The 22,538-nt window shown below is 40.9% G+C and carries 15 protein-coding genes; 11 read left to right on the forward strand and 4 right to left on the reverse strand.

What is annotated here, in order from left to right:
* Positions 1–117: 117 nt before the first annotated feature.
* Positions 118–1,209, reverse strand: coding sequence for a 3-isopropylmalate dehydrogenase (gene leuB, locus OCU78_RS01955; RefSeq protein WP_137374435.1), 1,092 nt, complete (start codon positions 1,207–1,209; stop codon positions 118–120).
* Between the two features lie 137 nt (positions 1,210–1,346).
* Positions 1,347–2,894, reverse strand: a complete 1,548-nt coding sequence (gene leuA, locus OCU78_RS01960) for a 2-isopropylmalate synthase (protein ID WP_137374436.1) — start codon at positions 2,892–2,894, stop codon at positions 1,347–1,349.
* A 565-nt stretch (positions 2,895–3,459) separates the two neighbouring features.
* On the opposite strand from leuA, the gene OCU78_RS01965 reads away from it, so the two are divergent.
* The 10 genes from OCU78_RS01965 (at position 3,460) to OCU78_RS02010 (ending at position 18,513) form a co-directional block, all read left to right on the forward strand.
* Complete coding sequence (locus OCU78_RS01965) at positions 3,460–4,161, forward strand: TetR/AcrR family transcriptional regulator (protein WP_137374437.1); 702 nt, start codon at positions 3,460–3,462, stop codon at positions 4,159–4,161.
* 19 nt (positions 4,162–4,180) lie between these two features.
* Positions 4,181–5,500: an efflux RND transporter periplasmic adaptor subunit gene (locus OCU78_RS01970; RefSeq protein WP_137374438.1), complete on the forward strand. Its 1,320-nt coding sequence runs from the start codon at positions 4,181–4,183 to the stop codon at positions 5,498–5,500.
* On the forward strand, positions 5,497–8,604 hold the full coding sequence (locus OCU78_RS01975) for an efflux RND transporter permease subunit (protein WP_137374439.1): 3,108 nt from the start codon (positions 5,497–5,499) through the stop codon (positions 8,602–8,604). The genes OCU78_RS01970 and OCU78_RS01975 overlap by 4 nt, the downstream gene beginning before the upstream one ends.
* A 177-nt stretch (positions 8,605–8,781) precedes the next feature.
* Positions 8,782–9,306 carry a phosphatase PAP2 family protein gene (locus tag OCU78_RS01980; RefSeq protein WP_137374440.1) on the forward strand — a complete coding sequence of 175 codons (525 nt, stop codon included), beginning with the start codon at positions 8,782–8,784 and terminating at the stop codon, positions 9,304–9,306.
* A 95-nt stretch (positions 9,307–9,401) separates the two neighbouring features.
* Positions 9,402–10,457, forward strand: a complete 1,056-nt coding sequence (locus tag OCU78_RS01985) for an MJ1255/VC2487 family glycosyltransferase (protein WP_137374441.1) — start codon at positions 9,402–9,404, stop codon at positions 10,455–10,457.
* 347 nt (positions 10,458–10,804) lie between these two features.
* Positions 10,805–11,764, forward strand: coding sequence for a transcriptional regulator LeuO (gene leuO, locus OCU78_RS01990; RefSeq protein ID WP_137374442.1), 960 nt, complete (start codon positions 10,805–10,807; stop codon positions 11,762–11,764).
* Positions 11,765–11,965: 201 nt separating this feature from the next.
* Positions 11,966–13,774, forward strand: a complete 1,809-nt coding sequence (locus OCU78_RS01995; RefSeq protein ID WP_137374443.1) for an AMP-dependent synthetase/ligase — start codon at positions 11,966–11,968, stop codon at positions 13,772–13,774.
* Positions 13,775–14,232: 458 nt separating this feature from the next.
* Entirely contained in the window at positions 14,233–16,008 is a 1,776-nt protein-coding gene (locus tag OCU78_RS02000; RefSeq protein ID WP_180033731.1) for an acetolactate synthase 3 large subunit, read from the forward strand.
* Position 16,009: 1 nt separating this feature from the next.
* On the forward strand, positions 16,010–16,504 hold the full coding sequence (gene ilvN, locus OCU78_RS02005) for an acetolactate synthase small subunit (protein ID WP_137374444.1): 495 nt from the start codon (positions 16,010–16,012) through the stop codon (positions 16,502–16,504).
* Between the two features lie 125 nt (positions 16,505–16,629).
* On the forward strand, positions 16,630–18,513 hold the full coding sequence (locus OCU78_RS02010; protein WP_137374445.1) for a sensor domain-containing diguanylate cyclase: 1,884 nt from the start codon (positions 16,630–16,632) through the stop codon (positions 18,511–18,513).
* 515 nt (positions 18,514–19,028) lie between these two features.
* On the opposite strand, the gene OCU78_RS02015 is transcribed toward OCU78_RS02010, so the two are convergent.
* Positions 19,029–19,688 (reverse strand): GntR family transcriptional regulator, encoded by a 660-nt coding sequence (locus tag OCU78_RS02015; protein WP_137374446.1) that lies wholly within the window; start codon positions 19,686–19,688, stop codon positions 19,029–19,031.
* A gap of 189 nt (positions 19,689–19,877) precedes the next feature.
* Positions 19,878–21,287 carry a pyruvate kinase PykF gene (pykF, locus tag OCU78_RS02020; RefSeq protein ID WP_137374447.1) on the reverse strand — a complete coding sequence of 470 codons (1,410 nt, stop codon included), beginning with the start codon at positions 21,285–21,287 and terminating at the stop codon, positions 19,878–19,880.
* 430 nt (positions 21,288–21,717) lie between these two features.
* On the opposite strand from pykF, the gene OCU78_RS02025 reads away from it, so the two are divergent.
* Positions 21,718–22,488, forward strand: coding sequence for a DeoR/GlpR family DNA-binding transcription regulator (locus OCU78_RS02025; RefSeq protein WP_137374448.1), 771 nt, complete (start codon positions 21,718–21,720; stop codon positions 22,486–22,488).
* Positions 22,489–22,538: the final 50 nt, after the last annotated feature.

Consider the following 22,538-nt stretch of genomic DNA (forward strand, 5'->3'; position numbering starts at 1 on the left):
TTTCTTCCTTGGGGCATCAGTCCCAGTGTTTGTTTCAAGCCAAATCAAGATGTTTATGATTTGGCTTGATATTATTCTTATGTGCTTGCTTTAATTTTAGAGCTTAGAGCTTAGAGCTTACGAAGCTAAAATGTACTCAGCGATCTTATCGCCCATTTCTGAGGTTGTAAGTGCTTGGTTATCACCTGCAAGATCAGCAGTTAACTCGCCAGCAGACAGAGCTTTAGATACTGCTGTTTCGATATCTTGTGCCGCTGCTTCTTCGCCTAGGCTGTAACGTAGCATTAGAGCAGCAGAAAGGATTTGTGCAACAGGGTTTGCGATATTCTTTCCTGCAATGTCAGGAGCACTGCCGCCTGCGGGTTCGTATAGACCGAAGTTACTTTCATTTAGGCTAGCAGAAGGAAGCATGCCCATAGAGCCTGTGATCATTGCACACTCATCAGAAATGATGTCACCGAAGATATTTGAACATAGCATTACATCAAATTGAGAAGGGTCTTTGATAAGCTGCATCGTTGCGTTATCAATGTACATATGGCTCAGTTTTACATCTGGGTAATCTTTTGCGACTTCCTCTACAACTTCGCGCCATAAAATAGAGCTTTGTAGTACGTTTGCTTTGTCTATTGAGTAAACGTTTTTATTGCGTAGACGTGCAGATTCAAAAGCAATTTTTGCAATACGTTCGATCTCGTAGCGGTGGTAAACCTCAGTGTCGAATGCTTTTTCATTCGGACCTTCGCCTTCACGACCTTTTGGCTGACCGAAGTAAATACCACCTGTCAGTTCGCGAACCACAACGATATCGAATCCTCGACCTGAAATATCAGCACGTAAAGGCGAGAAATCTTCTAAGCCGGCATGGATCTGCGCAGGACGTAGGTTACAAAACAGTTGGAAGTGTTTACGCAGTGGAAGTAGTGCACCACGCTCAGGTTGATCATTCGGTGGAAGGTGCTCCCATTTAGGACCGCCAACAGAACCAAACAACACGGCGTCGGATTCTTCACAACCTGTTACTGTACTTTCAGGTAGTGGGCAGCCGTGGTTATCAATTGCAATGCCACCTACATCATACTCTTCACGAGAGAAGCTAATCGCGTGCTTCTTTTCAATTGCATTTAGTACTTTGTTTGCTTGTTGCATTACTTCTGGACCGATACCGTCACCAGGTAAAACAGCAATTTTGTATGATTTTTCAGTCATGTTAATCCTTTAATTCTAATACTGAGCTTAGTGTGCTCACTTTATTCTTTGTCCTTAGTGCCAAATAACCCCTCTTATTTAAAGCGTTCATGTCGCTCAACAGAGGTTGACACTAAGGTGTCTGTTATTTGGTGTGTCTATTCTGCCGCGGCTTTATTTTGTTTCATTTCCGCAATTTGATCGGCACGGTGAATGCTATTGATTACATGTAATAGGGCTTCACCTGACGCTTCAACGATATCTGTTGAAATACCCGTTCCGTGGTATTTACGACCTTTGTAATTAGCGATGATATCGGCTTGACCTAAACCATCTTCACCTTCGCCTTTTGCTGTAAGGTCAAACTTATCTAGGACAATTTCATAACCAGTTACACGGTAGATACATTGGTAAAGTGCATCAACAGGACCATTACCCACAGCCGCTTCGCACTTCTCTTCATCACCACATTGAAGCTTGATACTCGTTGTAGACATAACACTACCAGATTGCACGCTTAGGTAGTTAAGTTTATAAAAGTCATCTTCATCACGAAGGTTAGAGAAGTACATTAGAGCTTCTAAGTCGTAGTCAAAGACTTGCCCTTTTCGGTCTGCTAGTTTTACAAAGTCATCATATAGTGAATTTAGATTGTACTCAGTTTCTTTATAACCCATTGCGTCCATATGGCTTTTCACAGCTGCTCGTCCAGAACGGCTGGTCAAGTTCAATGCTTTATTCTTAAGGCCAATAGACTCAGGCGTCATGATTTCGTATGTGTTTTTATTCTTTAGCATGCCATCTTGGTGGATACCTGAAGAGTGGCTAAATGCATTAGCACCGACAATCGCTTTGTTGTCTTGAATTGGCATATGACAAAGTTGGCTAACTAACTTACTTGTACGGTGGATTTCGTCATATTTCAAACCAGTCGTTACGCCTAAAAGTTCTTCGCGCGTCTTGATGATCATCGCAATTTCTTCTAGTGAACAGTTACCCGCACGCTCACCGATACCATTTATTGTGCCTTCTACTTGACGAGCTCCTGCTTGAACCGCGGCGATAGAGTTCGCAACAGACATGCCTAGGTCATCGTGACAGTGAACCGAAATGATTGCCTGGTCTATGTTTGGAACACGATTGAAAAGCGTTTGAATAATGCCACCAAATTCGTTAGGTACGGTGTAGCCAACGGTGTCTGGAATGTTGATCGTTTTAGCACCTGCGTTGATCGCGGCTTCAACCATACGACATAAATTATCGATTGGTGTACGCCCTGCATCTTCACAAGAAAACTCAACGTCATCAGTGTAGTTACGAGCGTGTTTGACGGCTTTTACTGCCATCTCGACAACATCGTCGTAGCTACGGCGTAGCTTATCTTGAACGTGAACCGTTGAGGTTGAAATGAAAGTGTGGATACGGAACTGCTCTGCAACTTTTAATGCTTCTGCTGCTGCGTCAATATCTTTTGCTACGGCACGAGAAAGAGCACAAATACGGCTACCTTTAATATTTCGTGCAATCGTTTGAACGGATTCAAAATCACCTGGAGAAGAAACTGGGAATCCAGCTTCGATAACATCTACACCCAGTCGTTCAAGCGCATATGCAATTTGTAACTTCTCTTTTACCGTTAGGCTTGCAGCCAATGCTTGCTCACCATCACGTAAGGTCGTATCAAAAATTATCACTTGATCGTTCATGGGTGCTTCCTTATTTCGATATTAAATCGATTGCTATCCAGATTATTATTAAGAATGATGTTCTTTAAGTGTCGTTAGTTACAAAAAAACCCGCTTAGCGCGGGTTTCATATTTGTGTGTATCTTTACCCACAACTTACCCACGCGATTGGTTCACGATAAGGAGAAGTTTCAGCAGTAGAGTAAAAGAAAAAGGCATTACACAAATATCCGTAAATAAACTGTTAACACCATATTTACCGCAATTTATTCTAGTCGTCAAACGGGAAAATCCAATAAAAGCATCATGGGTACAATGATTCATTTGGTTTAATCTAAATAATTAAATAAATCCGGAGTTATATTCCGAGTATTGCGTTTTGTATGGATGTTGACGTTAGGTTGTCTCTGATAGGTGGGTTAAAGTTTTGTGTCGATCTTTTTTGTTGTTAACAATCGGCATAATGCTATTCATAGTGGCTAGGTTAATTAATCAATTGATTAACTTTTGGTTAATTATTCTGCTTACCATTTTATATTGATAGTCTAGAATTAATCATTGATTAATTAATTTAAAGATTAGTGACATGGTATCGAGAAAAGCGGGTCGACCCCACCATAAAACGGAAGCGAGAGAATTACTGATTAGTAGTGCTCGTGACTTATTCGTCATTCACTCTTATGACAAAGTATCGACCCGGTTGATAGCCGAACGAGCTGGAGTCAATGTTGCGATGATCCGTTATTACTTTGGCAATAAAGCAGGGCTGTTTGAAAGTATGGTCCGTGAAACGCTTGAGCCAATGAAAGTGCAAATGGATAAGTTGGTGCAAAACAGCAACCAAGAAAACTTCATAGGCTTAATGAGAACGTATTACCGAGAAATGGTTAAAACACCTCGATTCCCACGCCTCATTGCTCAAGTCATGAATATGCCACCTTCCGATATACAGCGTGGATTACTGGAAAAAGTATTCCTAGATGTCACCAAGCCTTGCCAAGATGCCATTTTTGGTAAGTTGCTAGAAAGTGGTGTCTTAAAAGAGGGGATGGACCCCAAATTGTGCAGAATATCTTTTGTCAGTTTAATGGTTTTTCCTTTTATAGCACCACCGCCATTGCTTGCTTTACATGGCGTTGAGCTTAATGATGCTTTTTTGAATCGCTTAATCGAACACAGTATTCAACTGATGACTTCGGGGTTTATTAATACTGAATCATCATCTTACTCTGACACAGCATCACCTTTGACATCTCAACCTTCTGTACATGAAAAACCATCTGCGTAGTTATTAAAGGACTATAACAATGAAATTAAACCGTAAACTCCTGTTTTTTCCTGCGCTAGCGGTAGGTGTCGTGACTCTTTTTATTGCATCCAATTTACGACCAGACTTACCAACCAAACCAGCAGGTGACCGGGCTAGACTCGTCGATACTGTGATGTTGGAAAAACAGCCAATGGCACCATTGGCGGTTGGTTTTGGAAAGGTCACACCTAAGGTTGAGTGGAAAGCCATTGCTGAAGTGACAGGTAAAATTGTGTTTCGCCATCCTAACCTTGAAAAAGGTCAGGTGATCCCCGCGGGTACTGAGGTACTTAGGATTGATCCTTTAGATTACGAACTGAAGCTGATTCAAGCTCAGGCAGATCTAAAATCCAGCCAAACATCTTTAGCAAAACTAACCCTTGAAGAAAGTAATTTAAAACAGACGCTAAAGATCGAAAAGAATCGATTAGTGATCAGTAATAAAGAGCTGCAACGAAAACAAGATCTTCGTAAAAAAGGGCTCACTTCTCAATCTGATGTTGATCTCCAGGAGCAAAGCGCTCTGTCTCAACGCAAGTTAGTGCTTGATGTCGAAAACCAAATTGCATTGATGCCTGATGAAAAACGCGTAGCTGAAGCGGTTGTGAAGGTTAATGTATCTAAAGTACAAGAAGCTCAGCGATCACTTGATAAAACTAGCGTGACATTGCCTACAGCAATGCGCATTGCACAGGTCGATATTGAACAGAACCAAGTCGTGAATTTGCAACAAACCATGGTGATTGCGCATGGTATTGATGTCATGGAAGTGGAAGCACAGTTATCGATCCATGACATGCAAGTGTTGGCATCAAGCTTGAGAGTTTTCAGCCGAGATGAATCTGGTATTCCAACTCCGGATACTTCACCAATTTCTGCCATTATTGAATTAAGTAGTGGTAATTTGCATGTGCAGTGGAACGCTAAAGTGGCTCGTATCAGCGAAACGGTTGATGAAAACCAAGCTACGGCGGGGGTAATTTTAGAGATCCAGCAAGACTATACGCAGCTTATGCCTAACAGCGTGCCCCCATTAGTCAATGGTATGTTTGTAAGGGCTGAAATTGAAGGTATCGCAAACCCGAGTTGGTTGATACCTGAACGAGCATTACATGGCGATACCGTGTATATGTTTGGTCAAGACAACCGGTTGAAAATGCAGTCGGTCTCTGTGATTTATCGCCGAGATAATACCGTGGTAGTGGAAGGTGATTTTGAGCAAGGCGACAAGCTGATCCTCAATGATATTTTACCAGCGATTGATGGAATGCTGTTGCGTGAGTCTATCCTTAATAGTGAAGAGGACAGCTCACTATGATTAAGTTTTTCTCTCGCCACCCAACCGCAGCCAATTTATTGATGCTGGGTCTATTAATTATGGGGATAAGTTCGTTATCCACGATCAAACGAGAAACTTTCCCCGCTTATGATCCTCCTTACATTATGGCTGGGGTCGTGTATCCCGGAGCTTCTCCTCAAGAAGTAGAAGAAAGCTTATGTATTCGTATGGAAGATGCGGTAGATGGCTTATCTAATATTGAAGAGACGCAATGTGAGGCAATCGAAGGCAGTGCTCGGCTGATTTTAAAGCTCAATGAAAAAGCTGATATTGGTCGTATGCTGGTGGACGTTCAAACCCAGATCAACTCTATTAATGATTTTCCTTCTGAAATCGAGTCTCCTATTGTTCAAGAGCTGGACTGGAATGAGCCTGTTGTGGATGTTGCTATTACTGCGGATACCTCTTGGCCTGACTTGAAAGCTTATGCGGAAGATCTGAAGCGGATCATGAAGCTGGATTATGAGGTTTCGTTGGTTGAAGTCAGTGGGTTTTCTGATCACCAATATCGTGTGGAATTAGATGGACAAGCAGTTCGGCAGCTTGGGTTAACGGTCGGTGATATTGCAGACCAAATTGGCAGGCAAAATATTAAATTGCCGAGCGGTAACATTGAAACGCCGGATAAACACTTCCTTATTCGTTTTGATGAAAGAAAAGTGACCCCTGTAGAGCTTGAAAATATTGTAGTGGGCTCTGCTGCAAATGGCTCTGTGATTCGCTTAAGAGACATTGCTACGATCACTGACCGGTTTGAGCTAGATGAACAGAAAGTATTGTTTGATGGTAAACCGTCGGCACTACTTAAAATTAGTAAGAACAAAGAAGATGATGCGCTGCGTATAAAAGAACGTGTGAGTCAGTTTGTTGAAGATCAACGTGCCGTAGCTCCTGACGGCGTGACATTGCAGATGACCAATGACTTGTCATCAGTGCTTTGGGACAGGCTGACCATGATGGTCAGTAATGGCTGGCAAGGTATTGTTCTTGTGTTTGCCACTATGTGGTTGTTCTTCAGTTTACGTTATTCATTTTGGGTCGCAGCGGGTCTTCCTGTTGCTTTCTTAGGTGGCTTATTTCTGATGGCTAACCTAGGCTTATCCATCAATATTATGTCTCTTGTCGGTCTATTAATGGCTATCGGGATCATGATGGATGACGCCATCGTAATTGCAGAATCAATAGCTTCCCATCTCGACAGAGGGCAGAAGGTCGATGATGCGGTTTATAACGGCGTGAAAAAAGTTTTTCCCGGTGTATTGTCTTCATTCTTAACGACCGTCTGTATTTTCGGAAGTTTACTGTTTCTTGATGGAGAAATGGGGGCGGTACTTAAAGCGGTACCACAGGTTCTGATTTTGGTGTTGTCATTAAGTTTAGTCGAAGCATTTTTAATTCTGCCAAATCACCTTTCCCACTCTCTGCATAAAGAGAAAAAAGAAAAACCAGCGTTACGCTTCAAAGTGGTATTACTTGAGAAGTTTGAGAACTTCAGAAATACAACTTTGATGAATGCCGTTGAAAAAGTGGTGGCATATCGTTATGCCTTCATGGGAGGCGTGCTAGCACTCTTACTGATATCCATTTCATTAATTGTTGGTGGCTTAGTTAAATTCCAACCTTTCCCTGAACTTGATGGAGACATTGCTGAAGCGCGCATTATTCTTCCTCCTGGCTCTTCATTAGCACAAACTGAAAAAGTGGTGGATAGAATTGTCACTTCAGCGCAGCGATTAAATGAGGAGTGGAGTGAGCAAGTTGAAGATGGTAACTCATTAGTTGAACATATCACGAGTCAATTCAATGCCAATGCGGATGCCAATGAATCGGGACCTCACCTTGCGACGGTTCGACTGGACTTACGAGGTTCAGAAAGCCGTAACACCGTCATTGATGATTTTATTGATGCTTGGCGTGAAGATATAGGCGAGCTTGCTGATCCAATATCCCTTGTATTTAAACAACCGACAATGGGACCAGGTGGACGCGCAATTGAAATCAGAGTGAAGCATGATGATTTAGATGAATTGAAATCGGCGTCTATCGATATCCAAAACTACCTGAATCGATTTGATGGTGTCCATGGTGTACTTGATGACATGCGCATGGGTAAAGAAGAGGTGTTGGTTAAATTACGTGATGGTGCAGAAACTTATGGCGTAAATGGACAAATGATCGCATCACAACTGCGTGCTGCATTCTTTGGACAAACCGCTGATGAAATTCAATTAGGGGTTGAGAATATCTCTATTGAAGTACGTTTAGATAAAGCCCAAGCGGGTGACTTACAGCAACTTGCTAACTTCCCGATCATAACCAGTGATGGCAACCAGATTCCGCTAGCAACGTTAGCGACTCTTGATTTCCAAAGAAACTACGTTCGAATTCAACGTATTGATGGATTAAGAACGATCAGCGTTTTTGGTGACATTGATAATAAGAAAGCCAGTTCATCGGCAATTTTACTTCAGTTCCAAAAAGAAGAGGTTGGCAAGCTCATAAGTAAATACCCTGGATTACGTTTTGACTTTGAAGGGGAAGCTAAAGATGCGGCTAAAACAGGTGCCTCAATGGGGAAAGGTTTCTTACTCGGACTGTTTGGTGTTTTCGCTATTCTTAGTTACCAGTTTAGAAGTTACTTAGAACCAGTAGTGGTGATGCTTGCTATTCCACTCGCGTTCATAGGTGTGGTTATTGGGCACTGGCTGTTGGGACATGCTCTTAGTATGCCTAGCATGATGGGTTTTGTTTCTTTAGCGGGTATTGTAGTGAATGACTCTATCTTGTTAGTGCAATATATAAGGCATCATGTGGATGAAGGGGATAGCGTGCATGACTCGGTAGTGAAGGCGAGCCGTGAACGCTTTCGTGCAGTATTTTTGACATCCATGACTACGGCGGCTGGTTTATTACCATTACTAACGGAAACAAGCTTACAAGCCCAGGTTATCCAACCTTTGGTCATATCTATAGTGTTTGGTATTTTTGCTTCAACTCTACTTGTGCTGTTTATGATCCCCGCTGCTTATGCCATTTTGGCCGATTTCGGAATGGTTAAAAAACACGAGCCATTGGCGGCATAGCCTATTAACGAGTAAAAAAAGCGACCGAGAGTCGCTTTTTTTGTTTTATCACTTTTCAAATTCTCATCTTCAAAGTTTGAGTGATGTTCATTTTTTATCCTCATAATCGTCACTCAACTGTCACTTTTTGCACCTAACTTTAGCGTTAATGGAATCAAAAACGCTAAGGAAGATCGCATGCGCACTATCGAGCCAATCGTCCGCTGGGATGTGGCATTTTCATTATTTTGCCTAAGAAGTCGCTATTGCAACCAAAGTGCAATGGTCAGTAAAGCTATCTCACATACGGGGGATGGGCACTTATATCTATTATTTGCGTTACTCGCTGTACTTATCGATAGCCAGCATGGAGGGGACTTCCTAGCGGTGGGCTTAACTGCGTTTACTGTTGAACTGCCTATCTACTGGCTAGCCAAAAATACGCTTAAACGGCGTCGCCCTGCTGAGTTTTCAGATTTACTTCAGTCTCACATTGTTCCATCCGATAAATACAGTCTGCCCTCTGGGCATTCTGCTGCAGCTTTTCTAATGGCGACGGTTATTGGTCACTTTTATCCAAGCTTATATCCAGCTTGTTTAATTTGGGCATTGGCTATTGGAACGTCTCGAATTTTACTCGGAGTACATTTTCTTACTGATGTGTTAATTGGTGCCGCTTTAGGCATCGCGTGCGCCAACTTGGCGATAAACAGCGTTTTATAGTTAGATTTCTACATGACAGATTTATATAGCAAGAGCTTATATAACAAAGCTTATATAGCCTAAATTGATAACAAGAAGAGTGGTCGACGTTAAAAATGAAAATTCTCTATGGTGTACAAGGTACAGGAAATGGTCATATCGCCCGAGCTCGCGCAATGGCAATCGCGTTTCGTAAGCAGAATATTGATGTTGATTTCTTGTTTTCAGGTAGAGATACCAATAAATATTTTTCAATGGAAGATTTTGGTAATTACCAAACAAGAAGTGGACTTACGTTCTATTGCGAACAAGGGCAAGTTAAGTACTCAAAGACCTTTAGGAAAAATAATCTATGGCGATTTGCGAAAGAAATAAACCAGCTCGATTTAACGCAATATGACTTGGTGTTGAATGACTTTGAGCCTGTGACTGCATGGGCTGCACGAAAGCAAAAAGTCCCTTGTATTGGTATTAGTCATCAAAATGCTTTCCGATTTGATGTACCCAAAGCTGGTGGAAACTGGATAGAGCATTCAGTTATACAGCACTTTGCTCCAACGGAACATTATATAGGCTTACATTGGTATCACTTCGATCAGCCGATTCTTCCTCCTATAGTTCATACCAATCAAGAGAGCGTGAAGATAGAAGAGCAACAACATTTCACTTTGGTTTATCTACCATTTGAAGATGTAGAGGCAATTTCTGAATTATTGATGAAATTTATCTCACACCAATTTGTCTGTTATCACCCTGAGGTTATTGAGCAAAATACAATTGAAAATGTCGTATTCAAACCATTGAGTTTCGGTCACTTCCAAATGGACTTAAAGAAATGCTCTGGGGTGGTTGCTAATGGTGGGTTTGAATTGCCATCAGAAGCATTAACTCTAGGTAAAAAATTGCTTCTGAAACCCTTAGATGGACAGTTTGAACAGCGTAGTAATGCCGCTACTTTGGAAGCTTTAGGTCTGGCTCAAACCATGAGTTTTTTAGACCCTGCTATTTTGCGTAGCTGGCTCAATGAAGAACAAGCGGAAATCGTGACTTACCCAGATGTTGCCAGTGCCATCGTTGAATGGGTCTTAGCGGGTGACTGGACGAATCAAGACAATCTTAGAAAGCAACTTTGGGACAAGGTCGATTTCCCAAGTTATGCATCAATAAATTGATTCATAGCTGAGGTTTTTGAATGGGGCTATCCATTAATACACAGCCTCAATGGCTTGTAACAAATGTAACCAATAATCTAAGTGGTAGCTCAAAGGATATTTAAAACCAAAATTGAACAATTTTATATTTTTTTATGATTATATAAGATGCTGAAATTTAATGGTTATTTAATACGTGAGGTAAAATTACATTATTCTTTATCAATCTAGTTGGTGGCCTGCAAAGTATTGGTTAATAGTAGAAGTCAGCCGAGAAATATCGACCTGGCAAATATAAGAATCAGTGGTTATCTATTCCCACACCATTACAAATTTAACACTGTCGAACATGACAAGAGGCAACCTAAATGTTAGAGAAAAAAGACGCAATGAGTGCTATTGCAAGCTATAGAATGGAAAGCACATTACGTGGAGTAGATTTAAACCTTTTAACTGTTTTTGATGCCGTAATGCAAGAACAAAACATTACACGAGCAGCTCATAATTTAGGGATGTCTCAACCAGCAGTAAGTAATGCTGTTGCGCGTCTTAAGGTAATGTTTAATGATGAGCTGTTTATGCGTCAAGGTCGTGGTATTCAACCGACTCAACGAGCTCGTCAATTATTCGGTCCAATTCGTCAAGCTCTACAGCTTGTGCGTAACGAATTACCAAGCTCTGTGTTTTCTCCAGAAACGTCTTCACGCATGTTTAAGCTCGCAATTTGCAGCCCTTGTGATATGCGCTTTGCACCTAAGATTATGTCGACAATTGGTACTCAAGCACCAAATGTTCAGCTGCATATGGATGCGGAATTTGATCGTCAACTCTCTGAGCGTATGCGTTACCAAGAGATCGATTTTGTCATCGATTATGCTCGATTTGACGAGCAAGGTTTCTCTAGCACAGAGATTTTTCAAGATGAATTAGTGGTTGTTGTTGCTAAATCTCACCCACGCATCAATGGTGAAGTGACAAAGGCTGAATTGCTGGATGAAAAGCATGCGAAACTTTCTCGTATTCATGGCCAACGCAGTTTCTCTGAGCAAGCGTATCGAGATCTTGATTGCTTGGCATATTACGAAGGTACAAGTTTAAGCAATGTGTTGTACGTAGTAGGTCAATCTGAACTTGTGACGATTGCTCCTCGTTGGATGGTAGAGAACGCTGCGAATAAAGAGCAGCTACAAGTGATTGATTTCCCATTCGATAATGCTGCGATTTCAGGCTACTTAAGCTGGCATGAATCAAGTGAAAAAGATAAAGGTCACATTTGGTTACGAGATCAATTGATGATGATTTGCGGTGAGGTAGTCGCACTTAATTAAGTCGCTATCTTATTGATATTAAAGCCTCAAGTTAATGTTTAGCTTGGGGCTTTTTTGTTTGTTAAGTGATAAATGCATCATTAAGTTAAAGTTGAGCATACTATTACTTATAACTTTGAGCTTCATCAGTTGCCTTTTCTATGATCAAAGGTACACTTGTGCGCTCAAAAAAGCTTACAGGTGTAAGCCAAAGGTATAGACATGGCCAATTTAGATTTTCATATCGTAAAAAGACTTCGTGACCAAATTGCCCAAGGTGGCAGCCGCACTGCTTTAAAACATAAAGTAAACAACGTGTGGGAAGGCATTAGCTGGCAGCAGTTTGGTGAGCAAATCGATACGCTATCATTAGCGTTACTGGCTCAAGGACTGAAAATCCAAGATAAGATCGGTATCTTTTCAAATAACATGCCTCAGTGGACAATTGCTGACTTTGCATCATTACAAGCTCGTCTTGTTACCGTTCCGATTTATCCAACTAATACGGCTGCTCAGTCGTCTTACATTATTCAAAATGCAGATGTAAAGGTTCTGTTCGTTGGTGAGCAAGCTCAATTTGATGCCGCCGTGGATATTTTTGAAGAATGTGAGCAGCTTGAAACTGTTGTTGTAATGTCAGAAGGCATCGATACTCAAGGGCATGATTTTGCTCTGTCTTGGGCTGAATTCATGGCATGCGGCGTTGAAGCTCAACAAGCTGAATTAGATACTCGTTTAGCTGATGCGCAAATGGATGACTTGCTGACGCTGATTTATACATCAGGTACCACAGGTCAACCAAAAGGCGTAATGCTTGACTACACAAACATTGGTTCTCAGCTTGAAGGACATGATGAGCGTTTGAGTCTAAGCCAAGATGATGTGTCTTTGTGTTTCCTTCCGCTTTCTCACGTATTCGAACGTGCGTGGACGTTTTATGTCTTATATAAAGGTGCAACAAATTGCTACCTACAAGACACCATGCAAGTACGTGATGCATTAAGCGATGTTAAACCAACGGTGATGAGCGCAGTTCCTCGCTTCTACGAGAAAATTTTCTCAGCTATTCATGAAAAAGTATCTAAAGCGCCTTTCATCCGTAAAGTGATGTTTACTTGGGCAGTCAACATGGGGGCAAAGCTGTCTGTTTGTCACCAAGAAGGTCGCACACCATCATTCATGCTTAGAAAGAGCCATGCGCTAGCAGACAAGCTTGTTTTGTCTAAACTGCGTGCATTGCTTGGCGGTAACATCAACTTTATGCCGTGTGGTGGTGCAAAGCTTGATGAGACGATTGGACGTTTCTTCCATGCAATTGGAATCAACGTGAAGCTTGGTTACGGTATGACAGAAACTACGGCAACAGTTTCATGCTGGGACGACCGGTGCTTTAATCCGGATTCTATCGGTATGGCTATGCCTGGCGCTGAAGTAAAAATTGGTGACAAAAACGAGATTTTAGTTCGTGGTCCAATGGTGATGCGTGGTTATTACAAAATGCCAGAAGAAACCGAAAAGACATTTGATGAGCAAGGTTTCTTAAAGACGGGCGATGCGGGTCAGTTTGATGAAAATGGTAACCTATTCATTACTGATCGTATTAAAGAATTGATGAAGACATCTGGTGGTAAATACATTGCTCCTCAAGTTATTGAAGGTGCGATTGGTAAAGATCACTTTATTGAACAGATCGCGGTGATTGCTGACACTCGCAAGTTTGTTTCTGCATTGATTGTGCCTTGTTATGACTCGCTAGAAGAGTATGCCAAAGAACTGAATATCAAGTATCACGACCGCGTTGAGCTTATTAAGCATCACCAAATTGTTGAGATGCTAGAAAAGCGTGTGAATGGCTTACAAAATGAGTTAGCTAAGTTTGAACAAGTCAAACGATTCAAGCTATTACCTAAAGCGTTCTCTATGGATGATGGTGAATTAACGCCAACCCAGAAATTGCGTCGTAAGGTCATTCATGACAAGTATCAGGACGAAATCGAAGAAATGTATACTGAAAAGTCGAAAGAGAAGTAATTTTTCTTAAGTTAATTTTTTAGTTGTATAAAAATCCCCCAGTGAACGTAAGTACGTTTATTGGGGGATTTTTTGTATCTAGGCATTAAAAAAATGTGCGAAAGCGCACAGATAAAATAGGGATAAAAAATTAAAACAGGTCGGCATGTTGGATATTTTATTCTTTTTTATTGATCGCTTGTGGCTTTTAATTTTGCGTGGTGAGTTATGGTAAGCCTTATATGGTGATTTTATTGTATTAAGCAGTAGATTGATGAGATAAAAGATTAATCAGGGTTAGACCATATGATAATAAAAAGTTACAGTTGTTTCGTACTGCTGCTTCTTGTTACCACAAAGAGCAGCCATAGCCGAAAAAGTGGAAGTATTTCGAATTAGGCTACGAATAAGACCTAGACTATGTAAAACCAGCCCACTCTGCTCAACAGGCAGTAATGGAAACTGGTAAGGAGAGCAATATGACAACAAAACCTGAAGCTGCTGTGTCATCAGAGACCTCAGTATCATCTGAAACAGCAATGTTATCTGGCGCAGAGATGGTTGTTCAGTCTCTTATTGAAGAGGGTGTTGAACAAATCTTTGGCTACCCAGGTGGTTCTGTGCTTGATATCTATGATGCCCTGCACGCCAAAACAGCCGAAATTAAACACGTATTAGTACGACATGAACAAGCTGCAACCCATATGGCGGACGGTTACACCCGCTCAACGGGTAAGCCTGGTGTTGTGCTGGTATGTTCAGGTCCAGGAGCGACCAATACCGTAACAGGTATTGCTACCGCTTATATGGACTCAATTCCAATGATTGTTATTTCTGGTAACGTACCAAATAACTTAATTGGTAATGACGCTTTCCAAGAATGTGACATTGTGGGTGTATCTCGCCCGATTGTTAAACACAGTTTCCTAGTAAAGAAAGCAGAAGACATTCCTGAAGTCGTTAAAAAAGCTTTTTATATATCCACTACCGGACGCCCTGGCCCTGTGGTTATTGACCTGCCTAAAGATATTTTAAACCCGCAGATCAAACTTCCATATGAATACCCAGAAACCATCAAAATGCGTTCGTATAATCCAACTCTGACTGGTCATAAAGGCCAAATTAAAAAGGCACTAAAAGCGCTTTTAGAAGCGAAAAAGCCAGTGCTTTATGTGGGTGGTGGAGCTGTTATCTCAGAAGCCGATAAGCAATTGCTTAAACTGGCAGAAACGTTGAACTTACCTGTCGTGAGCACTCTGATGGGGCTTGGGGCATTTCCAGGTACACATAAAAATTCTCTGGGCATGTTGGGCATGCATGGTTTGTATGAAGCCAATATGGCAATGCACAATGCAGACTTAATTTTTGGTATCGGTGTTCGTTTTGATGACCGCACGACCAATAATCTAGAAAAATACTGCCCCGATGCGAAGATCATGCATATTGATATCGATCCATCATCGATCTCTAAAAACGTAAAAGTCGATTTACCTATCGTTGGTTCTGCCGAAAAAGTGCTAGAGAGCATGGTTAACTTGCTGATTGAGCAAGGTGGAACGAATGATGAACAAGCACTGGAAAGCTGGTGGAGTGAAATTAAGCAATGGCAAGATCGTGATTGTCTTGCATACGAGAAATCATCAGAACGTATTAAGCCACAACAAGTTATTGAGACACTCCATAAAGTAACCAATGGCGATGCATATGTTGCTTCAGATGTAGGTCAGCATCAGATGTTTGCTGCTCTGTACTATCCATTTAATAAACCACGTCGTTGGATTAACTCTGGTGGTCTTGGCACTATGGGCTTCGGTCTGCCTGCTGGTATGGGTGTTAAATTCGCTAAACCAGAAGAAGAAGTCGTTGTCGTAACGGGTGATGGCAGTATTCAAATGAATATCCAAGAGCTTTCTACGGCTCTTCAATACAATATTCCAGTTAAGATCATCAACCTAAACAATCGATTCTTAGGAATGGTGAAGCAGTGGCAAGACATTGTTTATCAAGGTCGCCACTCAAATTCATATATGGACTCAGTTCCAGATTTTGCTGCAATCGCAGAAGCGTATGGTCATGTCGGTATGCGTATTTCTTCTCCTGATGAGTTAGAGGCAGGTTTAGAAAAAGCACTATCAATGAAAGATCGTTTAGTGTTTGTCGATATTAGCGTGGATGACACCGAGCACGTTTACCCAATGCAAATTAAAGGCGAAGGTATGGATAATATGTGGTTAAGCAAGACGGAGAGAACATAATATGAGACACATTATTTCGCTATTAATGGAAAACCAACCTGGTGCGCTTTCTCGTGTGGTTGGCTTGTTTTCTCAGCGTGGCTATAACATTGAATCTTTGAACGTATCACCAACGGATGATCCAACATTATCGCGTTTGAACGTAACGACTAATTCTAATGAGATGCAATTAGAGCAAATTCAAAAGCAGCTGCATAAGTTAATTGATGTACTCAAAGTTCAAGAAGTCTCGGAATTTGAGCATATCGAACGTGAGCTTATGATGGTAAAAGTTAAAGCCAGTGGTTTTGCTCGTGCGGAAGTTAAGCGTACCGCTGATATTTTCCGAGGGCAGATTGTTGATGTTACTGCCTCTCAATATACGGTTCAAATGGCAGGTACCAGTGAAAAGTTAGATGCATTCATTCAAGCTCTCTCTGAAGTGACTGACGTTGTAGAAGTCGCCCGAAGTGGCGTCGTGGGCATTGCTCGTGGTGAAAGGTCACTTAAAGGTTAGATACCTCATTAGTATTGGTTATTTATAAAATTGACAATAAAGCCGCTTTTTTCTAGCGGCTTTTATTTTGTTCAAACTTTACGGTGGTATACTCCTTCCCCAATTCATAGAGCAGAGAGAAAAAGATGAGAAATAAAAAATTAGTGTTTACGCTTCTCATCATCAGTATTACTTTTTGCTCTGTTGTTAGTTTGTATTACTTACAACGATATCAAAATGTTAAACATCAAAGCTTCAACAACACTGCAAAACAAGCTCTGCACCAATTAGTCTATACCGAACGTGAATATAGCGTTTGGCGAGACCAACTTCTTTCTGTTATGGAACTACTTAGCCATAGCCAGCGTTTGATCGAATTTTCTACTTCTCCATCAATTCAAAACAAGAAAGTGTTAGAGGAAGTATGGGAGTCAGTATTAAGAAATCAAAAGTGGTATACCCAAATTCATTTACTTGATTTGAATGGTATGGAACAAGTTCGAATGAATTATTCCTTCTCTGATGGAATTGTGACGGTACCTGGTCGTTTGCAAGATAAGTCTCAAGAAAGTTACTTTAATTATGCGAAAAGTTTGCAAGCAGAAGAAATCGGGGCTTGGGGAATAGAACTCGAAACTGACCATGGTGAACTGGTTTATCCATATAAGCCTATTTTAAGGATTATCACACCTGTATCGGCGAAAGGTCAGGTTGCAGGTTACCTGGTGATTAATATCGATGTTTGGAATTTAGCCTCAAGACTAAACTTCTCTCCAGATCATGATGTCAGAGCAGAAGTGGTTAACGAGTCCGGTTATTACATTGCCAGCCATAACAATAGCAAGTTATTTGGTGACTCGATCCCAGAGCGCAAAGCATTCAACCTTAAAAAAATAGCACCAAAGTTGTGGGATCATATTTCTCAGGAGCAAACGGGTTATATTTTTGAAGATGATAATTTATTTGCATTCAATAAAGTTAGCTTAGCTGCGAAGCAAAAGCTATTTCTTGTGGTACAACTGAATGAAACTCAGCTTTTACAAAGGGCTGAACGTGACTTGGATGACTTGGCTAAAGAACAGGTCATTGTACTTTTTGCGATGCTGATCTTTGCTATACCTTTTGCTTTTGTCGTGGTTCATTTTCGTCGCCGAAATATTGAAAGTAAGCTGGCGCGTGCAGCTTTGAATGGTATGTCGGCTGTTATGATTTCCGATAAATCTCATCGAACGCTTATGATTAATAATGAATTTGAGAGTATGACGGGGTATGGCGGTGCGTCTCTGGAAGGGAAGAACGCACTTAAAATCTTATTTGAAAACACTGATGATCTTGATGCTATGAAACGTATTTGGACCCATTTAGCCGATGAGGATATTTGGGAAGGCGAGGTGACGTGTAAAACAAAATTACGTTTGCCTTTTACTGCCATCATGCGCGTTCATGCCATTAAAAATGCATCGAATAAAACGAGCTACTATATTACTTCATTAGTTGATATATCGGTACGTAAGGAGCTAGAGGATAGGCTGCGTATCTTAAGTGAGCGTGATTCGTTAAGCCAGCTGTGGAATCGTAGAAAGTTTGAAGAGCAACTTGAACGCCATTCTCTTTTATGTGAACGCTACCCAAATGAAGCAACCTGCTGCTTAGCACTCGTAGATATTGATCATTTCAAACGGATTAATGATGAACTCGGTCACGATGAAGGAGATCGAGTAATACAAGCGGTCGCACAATTATTAGTGACAAGCCTGCGCACTACTGACTTTGTTGCTCGAGTTGGAGGTGAGGAATTTGCTTTGCTCATGCCTCATACATCGGTAGCTGAGGCGCAGTTGGTACTCAATCGTTTGAGAGAACAAGTTGAGCAAACTGATGGGACGAAAGTTACGATCAGCATAGGCTTTACTGACTTAACGAGTAACAGTACCCGTTCTTATAAGTGTGCAGATATAGCGCTGTACGAATCTAAATCTTCAGGCCGAAACTTGGTTTCTCTTTGCGGCAGCCAAGACGATATCGCCTAGCTTATTCTTTAGCTAAGTCACTTCATTTCTTGATTTTACCAGCCTATTTTTATCTCTACATATGATTATGTTTATCAATATTCTCTCTCATAAAGTTAAGGATATTAGACTAAAGTCTAATGCTTCACTAAACTGAATTATGGGAAAGATCCTGAGCTTTTATTCTGTTGTTGTAGTTGATGATTAGTTTTACTTGTATGGAATAACGTTAATCAGTACATGATTAATCAATTCTAATAAGCCATGAATAACGTTAGAGAGTTTGGATTATTGCTTATTGGAATTGTTTAAGGTGAATAGATTTGGGGATCATACTATCTGGTTTTGAGAGGCTTGGTATGTATGTTGATTGTTTAGTGAGGATTACAATAGGTACATTGTTGATACTTGGGTTTAAACTTAGTGCACTGTACTTCTTATTGATGGTATTGCTACTGAATACTCACCACAAAGAGTTTTTTGGTTGGTAATAAAAAACGGAGCCGAAAGGCTCCGTTTTAATATCAACTTGATTTTTAAGCAGCTTCAATCACTTGTTCAATGCGCTTCATTGAACCATGAAGGTGGCGGTCAAGCAGCTCAGCTGCTTGTTCAGAGTTCTTTGCTAGTACTAACTTCATGATCATCTCGTGCTCATCGATGTTAAACAAATCATCGGATAAAGAGTTTTCAGATAGTGCTAGGAAGCGGTATCGCTTAACCTGATTAATCAAATCGCTAAAGAATTCAAACATATTTTTAGAGTCTGCGCCTTCAAGAAGAGCAATATGAAATTGTTGGTGGCGCTCTTCCCATTCTGCACTGTCGAATTCTTCTACTACGTTCTGAATACGTGAAAGCTTGTGATAAGACGTTAGTACTTCCAATTCCCAAGTTTCATCGCCCATAGCAATTGCTTTTTTCAATAGTACGGAAGATACAACACGTAAGCTTTCGTATAAGTCGTTCAACTCTTCTTTTGAGACAGGAGCGACCCAACACCCTTTTTGTGGCTCTAGCTTAACGTATTTACTCCAAGATAATTGAACTAAGGCCTCACGTATTGGTGAAGCGCCAACGCAATATTTTTCTTTTAATTCTGCTACCACAAGCTTTTGACCAGGGCGTAAATCACCTTTCAAAATATCTTGGCGAATCATTTTTGCTACTTTGTCAGTTAGTGTTGGACTAGACATTACATGCTCTCAATCTTTTTTGGATTTTTGTCTGTCAATTTTCTGATTTGTAATGAGTAGAATAGGAAAATAACAGTACGGAGTTCTGGGGTGGATAATACAGCGTACTGAAAAGTTAGGCAAGATTTGATTCATAAAAAAAGAGGGCCGAAGCCCTCTTTTTATATTCTATGTGAAGTTATTTACTTTTTATAGAACTTGTACAGATGCAGTGTTAGTGCAAGAAGAAACTAGAGCACCAGAAACCATTACTACGATATCGCCTTTTTTACCAAGACCAGATTGTAGAGCAATTTCTTTACCGTCGATGTAGAAAGCATCAGTGCTTGCAATAGATTCAACAACTACAGGTGTAACACCTTTAGTTAGAACTAGCTGAGCAGCTGTTTTCTGGTTTGTAGTAAGAGCCAGAATGTTTGCTGTAGGGAAGTACTTACGTACTGAACGTGCAGATTTGCCGCCTTCAGTTGCAACAACGATTAGAGGAGCAGCTAGCTTCTCTGCTGTGTCTACTGCACCTTTACAAACTGCTTCAGTGATACGTAGGCGAGGGCTGTCTAGGCGAGAACCAAGTTCTGCTTTAAGAGCACCATCAGTACGGTTCGCGATTTGAGCCATGATAGTAACAGCTTCAACTGGGTACTTACCTTTAGCAGTTTCACCAGAAAGCATTACAGCATCAGTGCCATCCATGATAGCGTTCGCAACGTCACCCGCTTCTGCACGAGTTGGACGTGGGTTGCTGATCATAGAGTCAAGCATTTGAGTTGCAGTGATAACCATCTTACGTGCACGGTTACACTTCTCGATCATCATTTTCTGAGCGAAGATTACTTCTTCAGCTGGGATCTCAACACCTAGGTCACCACGAGCAACCATGATGCCGTCAGAAGCTTCAAGGATTGAATCGAAGTTATCTACGCCTTCTTGGTTTTCAATCTTAGAAATGATGTGGATGTTCTCGCCGCCGTTAGCGTTTAGAAGCTCACGGATTTCTTTAACGTCGTCTTCTTTACGGATGAAAGAAGCAGCAACGAAATCAACGCCTTGCTCACAACCAAACTTAAGATCAGCTTTGTCTTTCTCAGAAAGAGCTGGAAGTTGAACAGAAACGCCAGGAAGGTTAACACCTTTGTTTTCGCCTAGAGCACCGTTGTTAAGAACTTTACACTTAACTTCAGTTTCTGTTGTTGCGATAACTTCCATTTCGATTAGGCCGTCATCAACAAGAATTGTGTTACCTGCTGTTAGGTCTTTTGCAAAACCTAGGTAAGTTACTGCTACTACGTCTTTGTTACCAACAACTGTTGAGTCAGTTGTGAAAGTGAACTCTTGACCAGCTACTAGATCTACGTCATTACCATCTTCTAATTTGATAGTACGGATTTCTGGACCTTTAGTATCTAGAAGGATAGCAAGTTGCTCACCTTTGTTTTCCATTACTTTACGGAAGTTCGCGATACGTGTGCCGTGCTCTGCGAAATCACCGTGAGAGAAGTTAAGACGCATAACGTTCATGCCAGCATCAACTAGTTCAGTTAGCTTCTCTACAGATTCAGTTTTAGGGCCAATCGTACATACGATTTTGGTCTTTTTCATGGAAGGTACTCTCCGGTAAGTATTGTTACAATTTGAAATTTGTTTATTGCCTAAAGGTGCTCATCTATAACTCCAACATTTTGTGCCTGTTAGTAAAACTATAGTGTGTTGCTTTTAACCTTCAGAGTTGTAAGTCTTTCATCAGTTTTAGTCATTTTATGACCAAACTGTTTTGATTCAACATCGGGTTTCTGTGACTTACACCAACATAACAGGTGAAAGTTGCAGAAAAATAACGGTCAATTCTGTAATTTTTTTTCTTTTCGGGTGCGGATTCTACCACCGAATCACTTCAATATCACTGCTTAACAATTGTCTTAGGACAAGGTTTTATCTCAAAAGATTAATTTTTTAGATCGAAATAAATAGACTAAATAGTTTCGATGTAACTATAATAAGTTTCAAATCGAAACTATTTGGTCTTTCTTAAATGTCGAAACGAAACACTCAGCTTAGAAGACATACAATTTCTAGCCTCGTAAATGAAAAAGGTGAGGTTAGCGTCGATGAATTGTCCGCTAAGTTTGAAACCTCTGAAGTCACAATTAGAAAGGATCTTGCGTCTCTTGAGAAAAATGGTCAGCTTTTACGCCGTTATGGCGGAGCGATTGCCTTACCTAAGGAAGTTGCAAGTGACGAAATGAGCCATAAGGTTTCGAATCGAAAGATTTCTCTTGCAAGTGCTGCTGCAAACCTGATCCGTGACCATAATCGTATTGTTATCGATAGTGGCAGTACGACAGGGGCGTTGATTGAGCAATTAAATGGTAAGCGTGGCTTAGTAGTCATGACTAACTCATTACATGTTGCGAATGCTTTGAATGAATTAGAAAGCGAACCCACTTTATTAATGACGGGCGGAACATGGGATACCCATTCTGAATCTTTTCAGGGGCAAGTCGCTGAGTCAGTGTTGCGAGCTTACGATTTTGATCAGCTTTTCATCGGTGCTGATGGCATTGACTTAGAGCGTGGAACGACCACTTTTAATGAATTAGTTGGGCTTAGTAAAGTCATGGCTGAAGTTTCTCGTGAAGTTATCGTCATGGTGGAATCAGAGAAAGTTGGAAGAAAAATACCAAATTTAGAATTGGCTTGGCAGCATATAGATGTATTGATTACAGACGCAGAATTAGCCCCAGAAGCTAAAGCGACCATTGAGTCGCATCAAGTTCGAGTGATCTTAACCAAGCCGGTTTAAATCAATTTAAATAACAATATAAATTTAATGTCCTACATTTAATCTTTATA

The organism is Vibrio gallaecicus (genome assembly GCF_024347495.1).
In the GTDB taxonomy this organism is placed as follows: domain Bacteria; phylum Pseudomonadota; class Gammaproteobacteria; order Enterobacterales; family Vibrionaceae; genus Vibrio; species Vibrio gallaecicus.